The organism is Staphylococcus simulans (genome assembly GCF_002994445.1).
Classification (GTDB): domain Bacteria; phylum Bacillota; class Bacilli; order Staphylococcales; family Staphylococcaceae; genus Staphylococcus; species Staphylococcus simulans_B.
Map to the genome: position 1 here is coordinate 1 of NZ_MRZJ01000006.1, position 17,458 is coordinate 17,458.

General features: G+C 43.6%; 2 protein-coding genes and 2 pseudogenes. All 4 read left to right on the forward strand.

The annotated features are described in order from the left end of the window. The coding region (locus tag C7N65_RS08735; RefSeq protein ID WP_199790674.1) for a G5 domain-containing protein at positions 1 to 951 on the forward strand (951 nt) is incomplete at its 5' end. Positions 952 to 1,329: 378 nt separating this feature from the next. Then, positions 1,330 to 1,464 (forward strand): annotated as a pseudogene (locus tag C7N65_RS12900) (YSIRK-type signal peptide-containing protein); the annotation flags it as partial. A 945-nt stretch (positions 1,465 to 2,409) separates the two neighbouring features. Next, positions 2,410 to 2,718 (forward strand): annotated as a pseudogene (locus tag C7N65_RS12905) (pectate lyase-like adhesive domain-containing protein); the annotation flags it as partial. Positions 2,719 to 3,633: 915 nt separating this feature from the next. After that, positions 3,634 to 17,073 carry a G5 domain-containing protein gene (locus tag C7N65_RS08740; RefSeq protein WP_415918793.1) on the forward strand — a complete coding sequence of 4,480 codons (13,440 nt, stop codon included), beginning with the start codon at positions 3,634 to 3,636 and terminating at the stop codon, positions 17,071 to 17,073. Positions 17,074 to 17,458: the final 385 nt, after the last annotated feature.

Below are 17,458 nucleotides of genomic sequence, written 5' to 3' on the forward strand. Positions count from 1 at the left end.
ACAACACCACCAGTAGACCGCATTACAGAATATGGTCCAGTCGAAGGCGGTACAGTTTACAAACCGGATCCAAACTTACCAGTTGGTGAAACAAGCACAACACCAGGTAAGCCAGGTAATCCGAATGACCCTAATAACCCGCCGACAGACACAGTGATTCACGTTGGTAATAAAGTAGTGGAAGAAAATGATGTACCATATGAAACAATCTATCAAGATAATCCAAACTTACCAGTTGGAACTGAAAGAGAAGTCCAACCAGGTATTACTGGCAAAACTCAAACAGTGACAACTTATGAAGTGGATCCTAAGACAGGTGAATTGATTAACCCGCGTACTGAAACAGTAACTGTGACAGACAAACAAGATCGCATTATTGAAAGAGGTACAGGTCAACCAGCACCAGAACAACCTGGTGAAACACCTAACCAACCAGAAGGTCCAGGTGAAACACCAGAAAAACCAGAAGCACCAGCTGAGACACCAGAACAACCGGAAGCACCAGCTGAGACACCAGAACAACCAGAAGCACCAGCTGAAACACCGGCACAACCGGAAGCACCAGCTGAGACACCAGAACAACCGGAAGCACCAGCTGAGACACCAGAACAACCGGAAGCGCCAGCTGAAACACCGGCACAACCAGAAGCACCAGCTGAAACACCGGCACAACCAAAAGCACCAGCTGAAACACCAGAACAACCAGAAGCACCAGCTGAAACACCGGCACAACCACAAGCACCAGCAACACAAGCACCTGGCAATGACGTAGCTCAAGATGAGTCTGTCCCAACTCAATCTCAAGAACGTCAAGCTGCTAAATCAGATAAAGAAGCTTTACCTGATAAAGGTCAAAATGAAAACAAAGGTGCATTATTCGGCTCACTATTCGCTGGATTAGGCGCATTGTTCTTACTTGGTAAGAATCGTCGCCGCAAAGACAATAAATAAGTCTCAAACAGCTTACTGTCAAAAAAATTATAAAAGAAATTTCAAAACTCCTATAGAAATATGAAATTGTTACTGGCGTCCCTCTTAAATGAGGGGCGCTTTTTTTATGAATAATAAGGAAGTTTATGAAAATATTTGTCATTAATTTGTATGTTTAGTTTTATTAGTGTGTGTTAGAAGAAGGTATAAGGATAAGTACAACCTGTTTATCAATTATTAAGATTTTGTTCAATATTGCTAAATGCAATATATAGTTATAGACATTTATTGAGTAACGGGTATAATTATTACAATTAACCAAATTTCGAGGACAACATAGTTTATTTAAAACAAAGGGATAAAGTTAAGGTTTTTTAATCATGAGGAGGAATTTTTTCTATGAAAAAATTAGATTTTCTTCCTAATAGACGTAATAAATACTCCATTCGTAAATTCACAGTGGGTACGGCTTCGATTCTATTAGGCACAATGTTGATTTTAGGCACGAATGATGAAGCAAAAGCTGCGGAAACAAGCAGTTCTAGTTCATCAGGCAGTGATTCAAGTAATGGCAGCGGCAGTGAAGGTTCAACTGATCCGACCACAACACCAACAACAGACAGTGCATCAACACCTGCACCAACAGATACAACAGCACCGACAGAAAGCCAACCAGCTGCAGAGAGCCAGCCAACAACAGAGGTACCTGCACCTGAGGCACCAGCAACAGAAACACAGACAACAGAAACTGCGCCATCGACTGGTACAGAGACAACACCGGCTGAACAAACACCGACAACAGAAGCACCAGCTGTTGATAGTTCTGCAGGCACATCCGAACCTGCACCGGATACGGCGGCGCCTACACAAGAATCAAATTCAACAACAACTGAAACACCTGCACCAGCAACAGATTCAAATACGACAGCACCATCCACATCCAACGACACTTCACAATCTTCATCTGTACCTGCAGAGTCAGGTACATCAAGTCCAACCAACACGACTTCATCTTTAGATACATCATCACTTTCAAATGTTACAGAAGCACCAACAAGCAGTGAGGGCACAACATCGCAAAGCCAAACCAGTGAGGCAACGATTACACCAACAGCAACACCAGCACCGACACTTTCTCAAGATTTATCGCAAACATTAGAGAGCAGTACGGATAAAGAAGCTGCTTTAACGGATTATTTGGCAACACAAGATAATTTATCACCTGATACAGCCCAGCAAGTCGTTGACGGCATGGCTGTAGATGTTAATGATGCGACGAATGAAGAAATTGCTGGGGCGTTATTAACGTCTTACTTGATTAATACATCGAATGCGCCTGGCAGCGACCCTATCGGCGAAACACCAATGACTACTACATCTACTGCACCGACGACGGTAAGTTCAACAACCGTATCGCCTACATTCCGTATGATGTCATTTGCGGCTTTCGCAGCACCAGCACCCGCAACGCAAGTCAGCACTTGGGATCAATTAGTTGCGGCATTAAATGACAAAACAGTTTCGAATATCCAGCTTACAAGTAATATTACCGGCACAAATTCGCCTACACTTCAAACGTCTACAGGGCGCAGTGTGACTATTGATGGCGGCGGTTATACTTTAAATTCAGGCAACTATATTATTAATGCTCCTGCAACTTCAGGCAGCTGGGATTTAACGGTCAAAAACGCGACGATTAATACGAACAATACCAATGGTTTGATTACATTCGGAGCAAGTACGACAACTGCCAATACGATTACGTTTGAAAATGTGACGCATACCGGCAGCAACTTGATTAATAATACAGCCGCAAACCAAAATGTTACGGTGAATATTAACGGTAATTTCAGTTCTATCAGCAGCGATAGTGCAACTACACGTGCCAATATCGGTGCTAAAAATATTAATATCGCACCGAATGCGACTGTGACGATGACACGTACAGGTCTAGGCAGTGCGCTGCAAGTGTCTGACGGCGGCAAGATTCAAACAGGTACGAATTCTAAAGTGACGATGAATGTCTCTCCATCTAATCCTTGGGGAACAACTAACGGCACAACAGCATTCCAAGTCGGCAATGGCGGTTCGTTAATTGTTGGAGATGGCTCGACATTTAATATTACAGGTCAAAATATTTTCAATTTCGGCAATGATGGTACTTTCTATACCGGTGCAAATTCTACAATTAATGTATCGCAAAAAGGTAACGAAAATATTGTCAATATGGGTACCGGCAGTACATTTGAAGTAGGGCAATATTCTAAGTTTATTGCTTATTCAGATGGTCACCGCGCCGGAGACTATTCGACGAACAACTTAATCGGATTAGACGGCAACTCGCAAATCTTAATCGATGAATATGCGACGTTATTCTTAGATGCGAAGAACCACCAATGGAATCCAGATACTAAAACGCAAGTCGGTGCTTATAATGACTTGGTAAACATCAATGCGACAGGTACGCAAAGTGCATTGTTATGGGTAAAAGACAACGCCACTTTAGACTTAAGAACAGACAACAGAGACTATTATGCGGAAGTTCTGTCTATTCCATTAGGCGGTACAAGTCAGAATCGTCAATTTATCTTTGACAATGCCAACTATATCAACTTCCAAAAGAACAGCATTGTGACTAGCGGTCAAAGTGTCAACGGAAGTAAACCGAACTTGATTTACATGGACCCGAACTCACCAGGTTATATGCAGTGGAATGGTTCATATATTGTGAAAACATGGAATGCGACACACTTTAGTGATCCGAACCAAAGTGCAGACGCAGATACGGTTTGGTCAGATGTTGTAGACTTGCAGGCAGCACAAAAAGGATTCTCAACAGGGGCTCCGACTTATAATACAGCAGAATCGACAAGTGCAAGTTCTACACCTTCAGGTACCAGCAGTAAAGATTTAAGTACATTAAACCTTAATACGATTCAGCGTATTGTTTTAATCAGTAATAACTCAGTCAACCCTGAAGCGGTTCCGGCACAAACAACAGTAGAAACAATTCAACCGACAACGAGTTATCAAGCTAATCCTGACGCGACACAACCTTTAGGTACAGAAACAATTGTCGTACAAGGTGTGCCAGGTTCTCAAACAGTTACGACAGAACCAGGTAAAGATACAATTATCAATGTGACACAACCTGCGACGAATGAGGTTGTAGGTGTCAATAACGTTCAAGCAACCACAACGACGATTCCATATACTACACAATATGTAGGTGTCAATGAGCCGACAGACTATACTAATGTGCAAACACAAGGTCAAGCAGGCTCTACAACAACGACGACAACTTATACAGTTGATCCGACAACAGGACAATTATCTAATCCTGTGACGACAACACAAACGACACAGCCTGTAACACAAATCATTGAAAAAGGTACGGTTCAAGTCACAACGGATGATGTACCGTATAACACGATTTATGTGGAAAATCCTGATTTGCCTGCGGGTACACAAAACATTGTGCAGCAAGGTGTCTTAGGCGAAACACAAACAACAACGACTTATACAGTGAACGCGACAACAGGCGCTTTAGAGAACCCGACTTCAACAACGACAACATTAACGCAAAAACAAGATCAGATTATTGAAGTAGGCTCAGGTGTAACAACATCTACAACATCACCGATCCCGCCGACAACAAGTTATGTAGCTGACCCGAATCCTGATGCAGGTGTGGGTGACCAAACTATCACAACACCAGGTGTTCCAGGAGAATCAACGACTGTGAAAGAACCAGGTAAAGATGCGGTCACGACTGTGACAACACCGCCGGTCAACGAAGTAATTGCGGTCGACAATGTGGACACAAACGTGACATCAGTGCCATACAATACGGTCTATCGCTATAATCCTGATTTGGCAGTCGGTACGCCAAGTACGCTAGTACAAGAAGGTCAAAATGGTTCAACAACGGTGACAACGACTTATGATGTTGATAGTACAACAGGCGCATTATCGAATCCGCAAAGTGTGACAAGCACCATCAACCCAGTGGACCAAGTATATGAATATGGTCCGGTCGCAGGCGATACAGTGTATCAAGCAGACCCTAATCTGCCTGCTGGTCAAACAACAACTGTACCAGGTACTCCAGGAGATCCGAATGACCCTAATAATCAGCCGACAGATACCATTATTTATGTAGGTAATGTCAGTACAACAGAAACACCGATTATTCATAACACAGAATATATCGGTGTGAGTGAACCGACAACGTATCGCAATGTTGTATCTGAAGGCAGCGACGGTTTAATCACAACAACGACAACATATGATGTAGATCCAGCAACAGGCGAATTGATTAATCCAAAAACAAATACAACTACTGTGCCGGCTGAGACACGTGTCATTGAAAAAGGTACAGTTCAAGTCACAACGAGTGATGTACCTTATAACACGATTTATCAAGAAAATCCTGATTTACCGCAAGGCACAGAAAATGTCATTCAACAAGGTATTGTGGGAGAAACGCAAACGACAACAACATACACAATCAACAGCAGTACTGGAGAATTAGAAAACCCAACTTCAAATACGATTACGTTAGTACAAGAACAAGACCGTATTATTGAAGTCGGTACAGGTACAACTTCTGTCACAACCACACCGATTACGCCGACAACAACGTATCAGCCGAATCCGGATAAAGATTCTGGTACGGGTGATCAAATTGTTATTGTACAAGGACAAGACGGTGTTGCGACAACGACGAAAGAACCAGGACAAGATGCGGTTACTGTAACGACAACACCGCCAGTGAATGAAGTCATCGGCGTAGATAATGTGGATTCCGCAACTGCACCGATTCCTTTCGAAACGATTAACAGATATAATCCGACATTGCCTGTAGGCTCTGAAAATGTAGTGGTTCAAGAAGGGCAAAACGGTACAGCAACAACAATCAAAACGTATGAAGTAGATCCGAATACAGGTGCTCTATCTAATCCTGTGACGACAGAAGAAGTTTCACCAGCCACACCGCGTATTGTGGAATATGGGCCAGTCGCAGGCGATACAGTGTATCAAGCAGATCCGAATTTGCCTTATAATCAAACAACGACAGTACCAGGTACACCGGGAGATTCGAATGACCCGAATAATCTACCGACAGATACTATTGTTTATGTCGGCAATGTCAGTACTTCTGATCAAACACTGCCATATGACACACAATATGTAGGCGTAAATCAGCCTGTTGATTATACAAATGTTCAAACAGCGGGCCAAAACGGCACAACAACAACGACAACAACATATGAAGTAGACCCGAATACAGGAACGTTAATCAATCCAAGAGTTGCGACACAAACAACACCGCCGGTAACTGAAGTCATTGAAAAAGGTACAGTTCAAGTCACGACAGCACCTGTTGCGTATGACACGATTTATCAAGAAAATCCTGACTTGCCAGTAGGCGTTCAAAATGAATTGCAAGCAGGTATTACAGGGGAAACGACGACAACGACTACGTATACAGTTAATCCTGAGACAGGTGCGTTAGAAAATCCGACATCTGCAGAGACGACTACTATCGCAAAACAAGATCGTATTGTTGAAGTCGGTACAGGTACAACAGTAGTTACAACAGCACCGATTGCGCCGACAACAAGTTATGTAGCTGACCCGAATCCAGATGCTGGTGCAGGTGATCAAACAGTAGTCACACCGGGTACACCAGGTGAAGCTACAACGACGAAAGAACCAGGACAAGACCCAGTCACAGAAGTGACAACACCGCCGGTAAACGAAGTAATCAGTGTAGATAATGTAGATACGACAACAAGTACACAAAGCTTTGACACTATCACACGTTATAATCCTAATTTACCAGTCGGCAGTACCAATGTGATTGCACAACAAGGTCAAGATGGCGTAATAACGACGACAACAACATATGATGTGGATCCGAATACAGGCCAATTATCGAATCCGCAGATTTCAACACAAACAACACCGCTAGTAACACAAATTGTGGAATACGGCCCAGTCGCAGGCAATACAGTTTATCAAGCAGACCCAAGCTTGCCTTATAATCAAACGACTACGATTGAAGGCACACCAGGGGATCCGAACGACCCGAACAACTTGCCTACTGATACAATCATTAAAGTCGGCAACACAACTTATGATGTTGCGCCGATTCCATATGATGTTCAATATGTAGGTGTCAGCCAGCCGACAGATTATACGAATGTCAGAACAGAAGGACAAGCAGGTTCAACTGCGACAACGACAACTTATGATGTCGATCCGAATACAGGTGCCTTGTCAAATCCAGTCACAACAAACCAAACAGTACCGCCGATTACACAAGTTGTTGAAAAAGGAACAGTTCAAGTTACGACTGATACGGTAGCTTATGACACGATTTATCAAGAAAACCCTGATTTGCCTGAAGGTACACAAAACGTTGTACAACAAGGTGTGACAGGACAAACACAAACAACAACAACATATACAGTCAATCCTGAAACAGGCGCGTTGGAAAATCCGACATCTGATACAGTGACAACACAATACAAACAAGATCAAATCATTGAAGTCGGTACAGGTGTCACAACAAGTACGACATCACCAATATTGCCTGAAACTATTTATCAAGCTAACCCGGATGCAGATGCGGGTACAGGGGACTTAACAGTCTTGGTACCAGGACAAGAAGGGGTTGCGACAACAGTAAAAGAACCGGGCAAAGATGCGGTAACGACAACAACGACTGAACCGGTGAATGAAGTAATCGGTGTCGATAATGTGGACACAACAACAAGTACACAAAGCTTTGATACTATCACTCGTTACAACCCGAACTTACCAGTCGGCAGTACCAATGTGATTGTGCAGCAAGGTCAAGACGGTGTGACAACGACGACAACAGTTTATGATGTGGATCCGAATACAGGACAATTATCGAATCCTCAAGTTTCGACAACGACGACACCGCCAATCAGCCAAATTGTAGAATACGGTCCAGTCGCAGGCGGCATAGTTTATCAGCCGGATGCTAATGTTCCTTATAATCAAACACAAACGATTGAAGGTACACCAGGCGACCCGAATGATCCGAATAACTTGCCTACAGATACGATTATTAAAGTGGGCAATGTACAAACTGATGTGACAACACAGCCTTATGACACAACGTACGTTGGGGTAAACGAACCGACAACATATACGAATGTACAAACGCAAGGTCAAGACGGTACGACAATCACAACTACAACATATCAAGTAGATTCTGAAACAGGCGCATTATCTAATCCAGTTGAAGCAGTGACGACAATTCCGCCAGTGACACAAGTCGTTGAAAAAGGAACAGTTCAAGTTGCGACAACTGATGTCCCTTATGAAACGATTTATCAAGAAAACCCAGACTTGCCTGCCGGTACGCAAAATGAAATTCAAGCAGGTATCGTCGGCCAAACACAAACGACAACGACTTATACAGTGAACGCTGAAACAGGCGCACTTGAAAATCCAGTCGACACAACAGCAACGCTTGTGGAAAAACAAGATCAGATTATTGAAGTCGGTACAGGTGTTACAACAACTACAACAACACCGATACCTCCATCTACAACATATCAAGCCAACCCTGATACAGATGCTGGTGTAGGCGATCAAACAATTGTGACACAAGGACAGCCGGGCGTTTCTACAACTGTGAAAGAACCAGGTCAAACAGCGGTTACTACAACAACGACAGAACCAGTGACAGAAGTGATTGGCGTCGATAACGTGGATGTAGCTGAACAGCCGATTCCTTTCAATACGATTGAACGTTATAATCCGAACTTGCCGGTCGGTACAACCGACGCAGTCGCACAAGAAGGACAAAATGGTGTCACAACAACCACGACAACATATGAAGTTGATCCAAATACAGGCGCATTGTTGAATCCTGTAGTTGAAACGACACAAACAGCGCCGACTGACCGAATTATCGAATACGGTCCTGTCGCAGGGGAAATTATTTATCAACCAGATCCAAGCCTTCCAATCGGACAAACAACGACAACAGAAGGTACACCAGGCGACCCGAATGACCCGAACAACTTGCCTACAGATACGATTGTTAACGTCGGAAATGTGGATACAGCAACTACAGTATTGCCGCATGACACGCAATATGTCGGTGTGACTCAACCAACCGGCTATACTAATGTACAAACAGCAGGTATAGATGGTGCGACGACGACAACTACAACGTATACAGTAGATCCAGCAACAGGAACATTAAGCAATCCAGTTGCGGCATCAACAACGACTGAACCTGTTACAGAAGTGGTTGAAATCGGTACACAACAAGTGACAACATCAGATGTCCCTTATACGACAATCTATAGAGAGAATCCTGATTTAGCACAAGGTACACAAAATGAAATTCAAGCGGGTATCATCGGTCAAACACAAACGACAACGACTTATTCTGTAAATCCTGAAACAGGTGCATTGTATAATCCAATCGCAAACACAGTGACGGTAACAGAGAAACAAGACAGAATTGTTGAAGTCGGAACAGGTGTGACGGTGACAGAAACAACAGTGATTCCGCCGCAAACAGTGTATGAAGCAGCACCGAACCCTGACCCGGGTGCAGGAGATACGACAGTCATCACACCAGGTGCCGCAGGAGAGTCTACGACAGTCAAAGAACCTGGACAAGATGCAGTCACAACTGTAACAACACCGCCGGTTAATGAAGTAATTGGTGTCGATAATGTCGATACACAAACAACAACATTGCCGTTCGACACACAATATGTAGCAGTAGATCAGCCGATTGGATATGAAAACGTTGCGACAACAGGTCAAAATGGTACAACAACTACGACAACGACGTATCAAGTGGATCCAAATACAGGTGCGTTGATTTATCCAACGACAACCACAGCAACAACTGAACCTGTGACGCAAGTAATCGAAATCGGTACAAAACAAGTCACAGTGAATGATATTCAGTACGATACGATTTATAGAGATAATCCTAACTTGCCTGTAGGAACTGAGAATGAAGTCCAAGCAGGTGTGGTTGGACATGAAGAAGTGACAACAACGTACAGCGTGAATCCGACAACTGGATTATTAGAAAACGGTGTATCAGTAACGACAACATTAGTTGAAAAACAAGACCGTATTATTGAACGCGGTACAGGTGTGACAACAACAGAAACAACAGAAATTCCGCCGAAAACAGTATACGTTGCTGATCCTGACAGTGATGCAGGTATTGGGGGTACAACTGTACTGACACCTGGTCAAGCAGGTTCTCAAACTGTAACGACAGAACCAGGTCAAGCACCTGTGACACAAACAACACCTGCAGTCGATCAAGTGGTGGGTGTCGATAATGTGGATACGACTACAACGACAGTGCCGTACGATACACGTTATGTAGGTGTCAATGAAGCGGTCGGTTATGAAAATGTATTAACACCAGGACAAGATGGTACCACTACAACGACAACCACTTATGAGGTTAACCCAGATACCGGTGAATTGGTGAATCCGCAAACTGCGACATCCAACACACCAGGCACAACACAAGTCATTGAAGTCGGTACGACGCAAGTGACGACAGATGAAGTGAATTTCGAAACGATTTATGTGGAGAATCCAGACTTGCCGCAAGGTACACAAAATGAAGTACAAGCAGGCATTGTCGGACAAACACAAACAACAACGACTTATACAGTCAATCCTGAAACAGGCGCGTTATCTGATCCGACAACGAATACTGTCACAACAAAAGAAGGTCAAAATCGTATTATCGAAGTCGGTACAGGTGTGACAACATCTACAACAACACCGATTGCGCCCTCAACAAGCTATCAACCGCAGCCGGATGTGACACAGCCGATTGGCGAACAAACAGTGGTTACTCAAGGTGTGCCAGGTGAATCGACAACAACTAAAGCACCAGGACAACCTGCAGAAACTGTGGTAACAACTCAACCGGTTAATGAAGTCATCGGTGTCAATAACGTGACGCAAACAGAAACAGAAATTGCGTACGAAACGATTACACGTTATAACCCGAACTTGCCGACAGGAACAACAAATTATATTGCACAAACAGGTCAAAACGGTTCAACAGTTGAGACAACAACATATGAAGTCGATCAGAATACAGGTGCGTTGTCTAATCCGACAACACAAACGCATACGATTGACCCAGTGACACAAATCGTGGAATACGGACCAGTCGCAGGCGGTACGATTTATCAACCTGATTCAACATTGCCGGCAGGACAAACATCAACAGTACCAGGAACACCAGGCGACCCGAATGATCCGAATAACTTGCCGACAGATACAGTAGTTAAAGTAGGTAATGTGACAACAGAAACAAGTCCAGTACCATACAACACACAATATGTGGCAGTGGATCAGCCGACGACTTACACGAATGTACAAACACCAGGAGTTAATGGTTCGACAACAACAACGACAACGTATGAAGTAGATACAAAAACAGGCGTACTGCAAAATCCAGTCACAACAACGACAACATCACCAGCAACAACACAAGTGATTGAAAAAGGTACAGTTCAAATTGCGACAACGGATATCGCATATGACACAATTTATAGAGAAAATCCAGATTTACCAGTCGGTACGCAAAATGAAATTCAACCAGGTATTGTTGGAACAACACAAACAACAACGACATATCAAGTGAATGCAGGTACCGGCGCATTAGAGAATCCGACATCTGAAACAACAGTCTTGCAGAGTGCGCAAACAAGAATTATCGAAGTAGGTGTCGGTACGACAACGACAACAACGAACGAAATTCCGCCTATCACGAATTATGTCGCAAATCCAAATACTGACCCAGGCGCTGGCGACCACACAGTATTAACACCAGGTGTGGCAGGCGAATCAACAACAACGAAAGCACCAGGTCAAGATCCGGTTACTGAAGTCACTACACCTGCAGTAGATGAAGTGATTGGTGTCGATAATGTGGATACACAAACAACGACACAGCCTTATGACACAATTGTGCGTTATAATCCGGATTTACCAGTCGGTACAGTGAATCAAGTGGTTCAAGAAGGCCAAAACGGTACAACGACTATCACGACAACGTATGAAGTTGATGCAACAACAGGTACACTGTACAATCCGCAGACAACTGAAAGTACAACAGCGCCAGTGAACCGTATTATTGAATACGGTCCGGTTGAAGGTACGGTAGTTTACCAACCGGATACTAGCTTGCCGTATGGCGAAACTGAAACAATTCCAGGTACACCAGGCGACCCGAACGACCCGAATAATCCGCCGACTGAAACAGTAGTGAAAGTCGGTAATCAGGTGACTGAAAGCAGCGTATTGCCGTTTGATACACAATATGTTCCGGTTACTGAAGCGGTCGGGTATGAAAATGTGAAAGTCGCAGGTCAAGAGGGTACGACAACAACGACAACAGTCTATGATGTCGATCCGCAAACAGGTGCATTATTAAATCCGACTGTCACAACAAATACGACACCTGCAGTGACAGAAGTCGTTGAAAAAGGTACAACACAAGTCACTACATCTGATTTGCCGTATGAAACAGTTTATGTAGAAAATCCGAACTTGCCTGAAGGTACGCAAAACGAACTTCAAGCAGGCAGTGTCGGAACAACACAAACAACAACGGTTTATACGTTGAATCAAGATACAGGTGCGCTTGAAAATCCAACTTCAACAACTGTGACAACACAAGAAGCAAAACAACGTATCATCGAAGTCGGAACAGGTGTTACAACATCTACAACGACTCCGATTGCGCCGACAACTTCATATGAAGCGAATCCAGATGTTACGCAGCCTATTGGGGAACAAACGGTTACAGTACCTGGACAAGCAGGAGAAACAACAACAACGAAAGCACCAGGTCAAGAAGCAGTAACAGAAGTGACGCTTCCAGTGGTAAATGAAATCATTGGTGTTAATAACGTCGAACGTTCAGAAACTGAAGTACCATATGACACGATTATCCGCTACAATCCGAGCCTGCCTGTCGGCACAACAGATTATGTGGCACAAGAAGGTCAAAACGGTACAGTCACAACGACAACGACGTATGAAGTCGATCCGGCAACAGGTGCATTATTGAATCCGACAACACAAACAACAACGATTGATGCGGTGAATCGAATTGTGGAATACGGACCAGTCGCAGGCGGTATTGTTTATCAGCCTGATGCGACATTACCAGCAGGTCAAACTACGACAGTTCCTGGACAACCAGGCGATCCGAACGACCCGGATAACTTGCCGACAGATACGATTGTGAAAGTTGGAAATGTCACAACAGAAACTGAACAAGTGCCTTACGGTACAACTTATACAGGTGTTGCACAGCCGACAACGTATACGAATGTACAAACACCTGGTCAAACAGGTACAACTACTACGACAACAACGTATACAGTAAATCCGACAACAGGTGCATTAAGCAATCCTCAAATCACAACGACAACAACACTGGCTGTCAATGAAGTGGTTGAAAAAGGTACGATTCAAGTCGCAACAACAGACAACCCTTACAATGTGATTTACCGTGAAAATCCTGATTTGCCTGTCGGTACACAAAATGAAATTCAACCTGGTATTGCAGGACTGACAGAAACAACAACGACTTACACAGTGAATCCGCAAACAGGAGAATTAGAACACCCGATTTCAACAGATAAAATCTTAACAGAAACACAAGACCAAATCATTGAAATCGGTGTCGGCACAACAGCGACAACAACAACTGAAATTCCGCCTGAGACAACATATGTCGCAAACCCAGATCCGAATGCCGGAACAGGAGAGACTAATGTGGTGACACCAGGTGTACCAGGCGTCTCAACTACAACGAAAGAACCTGGCAAAACTGCAGTCACAGAAATCACAACGCCGGCAGTGAATGAAGTTATCGGAGTCGACAATGTGGATACGACAACACAAACAGTTCCGTATGACACAATTGTCAGATACAATCCTAATCTGCCGGTCGGCACAACAGATCATGTGGCGCAAGAAGGTCAAAACGGCACAATTACTACGACAACAACGTATGAAGTCGACCCAGAAACAGGCGCATTAAGCAATCCGCAATCTGAGACAACAACTGTGAATCCGACACAACGTATTGTGGAATACGGACCGGTCGCAGGCGGTACAGTGTATCAACCAGATACAAGCCTGCCATATGGCGAAACTGAAACAATCCCAGGTACACCAGGCGATCCGAATGATCCGAATAATCCTCCGACAGAAACAATAGTGAAAGTGGGCAATATGGCAACTGAATCTGAACCGATTGCTTATGACACACAATATGTACCTTCTGATCAAGCTGTCGGTTATGAAAATGTAGTAACACCAGGACAAGACGGTACATTGACGACAACAACAACCTATGAAGTCGACCCGACTACAGGTGCTTTAATCAATCCAGATGTCACATCATCTAAAGTACCGCCAGTCACACAAGTGGTCGAAAAAGGTACAACACAAACAACAACGAATGATGTGCCTTTCGAAACGATTTACAGAGAAAATCCAAACTTGCCGCAAGGTACGCAAAATGAAATTCAAGCAGGTGTCTCAGGACAAACTACAACAACAGTGACATACGTCATTAACAGCCAAACTGGCGCATTGGAAAATCCGACAGAAGTCACTACGACAGATATCGCAAAACAAGATCGTATTATTGAAATCGGTGTCGGTACAACAACTTCAACAACATCACCGATTGCGCCGGATACAACGTATGAAGCACATCCAGATCCATCACAACCACTAGGTACACAAACAGTCACAACACCAGGACAACCAGGTATTGAAACAACAACGAAAGCACCAGGACAAGATGCTGTGACTGAAGTGACAACACCTGCAGTAGACGAAGTCATTGGTGTGAATAATGTCGAGCAAACAACGACAGCAGTACCATTTGACACGATTGAACGCTATAATCCAAACTTGCCTGTCGGTACGACAAATCATGTCGCACAAGATGGACAAGATGGAACGACGACAACGACAACAACGTACGAAGTCGACCCAGAAACAGGCGCACTTATTAATCCGACAACACAAACAACAACGAAAGACCCAGTACAGCGTATTGTAGAATACGGACCAGTTGCCGGCGATGTGGTATATCAACCAGATCCAAGCTTGCCTGTCGGACAAACAACGACAACAGAAGGTACACCAGGTGATCCGAATGATCCAAATAATCCGCCGACGGATACGATTGTTCATGTCGGAAATGTTGCGACAGATACTACAGCCGTACCTTATGACACAAAATATATCGGTACAGATGCACAAATCGGTTATGAAAATGTGGTAACTCCAGGACAAGATGGAGCGACGACAACGACAACAACGTATGAAGTCGACCCAGTAACCGGTGCACTCATTAATCCGACAACACAAACATCAACAAATGTACCGACGACACAAGTTATCGCTAAAGGTACAACACAAACAACAACAAATGATGTACCATTTGAAACGATTTATGTTGAAAATCCAGACTTGCCGCAAGGTGCACAAAATGAAATACAAGCAGGTGTGACTGGACAAACAGAAACAACAACAACGTACGAAGTCGACCCAGAGACAGGCGTATTAGAAAATCCTGTTTCAAATACAACAACACGCACACCAGCACAAAACAGAATTATCGAAATCGGTGTAGGAACAACATCTACAGTCACAATAGAAATCCCGCCAGAAACAACTTATGAACCAAACCCGGACCTATCACAGCCGATTGGTACACAAACAGTGACAACACCAGGACAGCCAGGCATTGAAACAACAACAAAAGCACCTGGCAAAGAAGCGGTTACCGAAATCACTACACCGCCGGTTAATGAAGTTATCGGTATAAATAATGTTGAACAGGCAACAACAACGATTCCGTATGAAACTGAAGTTCGATACAATCCAAACTTGCCTGTCGGCACAGTGAACCATGTTGCACAAGAAGGACAAACAGGTACAAGCCAAACAACGACAACGTATGAAGTCGATCCGGCCACAGGTGCATTAATTAATCCGACAACGAAAGAAACAATTACACAAGCACCGGTGAACCGCATTGTAGAATACGGGCCTGTCGCACCTTCTGTAACTTATAAACCGAACCCTGATTTACCAGTAGGCGAAACACAAGTTATAGAAGAAGGCACACCAGGCGACCCGAATGATCCGAACAACTTGCCTAAAGACAGAGTTATCAGTGTCGGAACAAAAGTGGTAGTCGTAGAAGATATACCATTTGAAACAATCTACAGAGATAATCCAAACTTACCGGTCGGCACAGAATACGAAGTTCAAATCGGTAAGACAGGTCAAAAACAAACAACAGCAGTTTACGGTGTAGATCCTAAGACAGGAGAACTGATCAACCCAGATACAACATCTATTATCGTGATTGATAAAACAGACAGAATTATTGAACGCGGTACAGGTACAGTACCAGAGCAACCAGAAGAACCAGGTACACCACAACAACCAGAAGAACCAAGTACACCAGAGCAACCAGAAGAACCGGAAACACCAGAACAACCAGAAGAACCGGAGACACCGGAGCAACCAGAAGAGCCAGGTACGCCACAACAACCAGAAGAACCAGGTACACCAGAACAACCAGAAGAACCAGGTACACCAGAGCAACCAGAAGAACCAGGTACACCAGAGCAACCAGAAGAACCAGGTACACCAGAGCAACCAGAAGAACCAGATACACCACAGCAACCAGAAGAGCCGGAAACACCACAACAACCGGAAGTACCTACAACACCAACGCAGCCATCTGCGCCAAGTGAAAGCGAAGGCAATAACGATACACCGAAAGTACCAACTGAACCTCAAACAACTGAGCAACAGACAGAGGTTCAAGAAGGCCATGTTGAAAAAGAAGGCACACCTTCAAAAGATGACCGTAAAGCACAATCTAAAGGTGCAGGCAGTGTAATCGAGAAAGCGAAAGATAAGGTATTGCCTGATACTGGTCAAGATGATGTGAAGAAAACATTATTCGGAACATTATTTGCAGGACTAGGTGCTTGGTTGTTATTCGGCAAACGCCGCAAGAAAGACAATAAAGATCAGTAAGACAATAGTAGTTAAATCGAATAAGTAAGCTGAGGCGTCCTTTGTATTCAAAGGGCGTCTTCTTTTTGTTTTGTGATACTGGAAAATGGTGTGTGCTTTTGTTAATTACATGTAAAGTTTGTTAAGTAAATGTTGATTTTATAATTAGTTTATTAATGTCATGTAATTCTAAATTTAGTATTGTTAAATAATAATTTTGATTACGAATATTGATTGAATACTTTTTAGTTGGTGGATTATACTGTTACTAAATTGGAACATAATATCTAATCAGAATATTTGCGGAGTTATTACGAAAATGAGTACAAATCTTAATAAAAGAGAGAGATTTGAAAGCAGTCGCTGATATATGTACATAGATATGAAGCACCTCATTTGGCAAATG

Bases quoted from the DNA above. Each gene is read 5' to 3' on its own strand.
- C7N65_RS08740 (WP_415918793.1), top strand. From the start codon at position 3,634: ATGCAGTGGAATGGTTCATATATTGTGAAAACATGGAATGCGACACAC.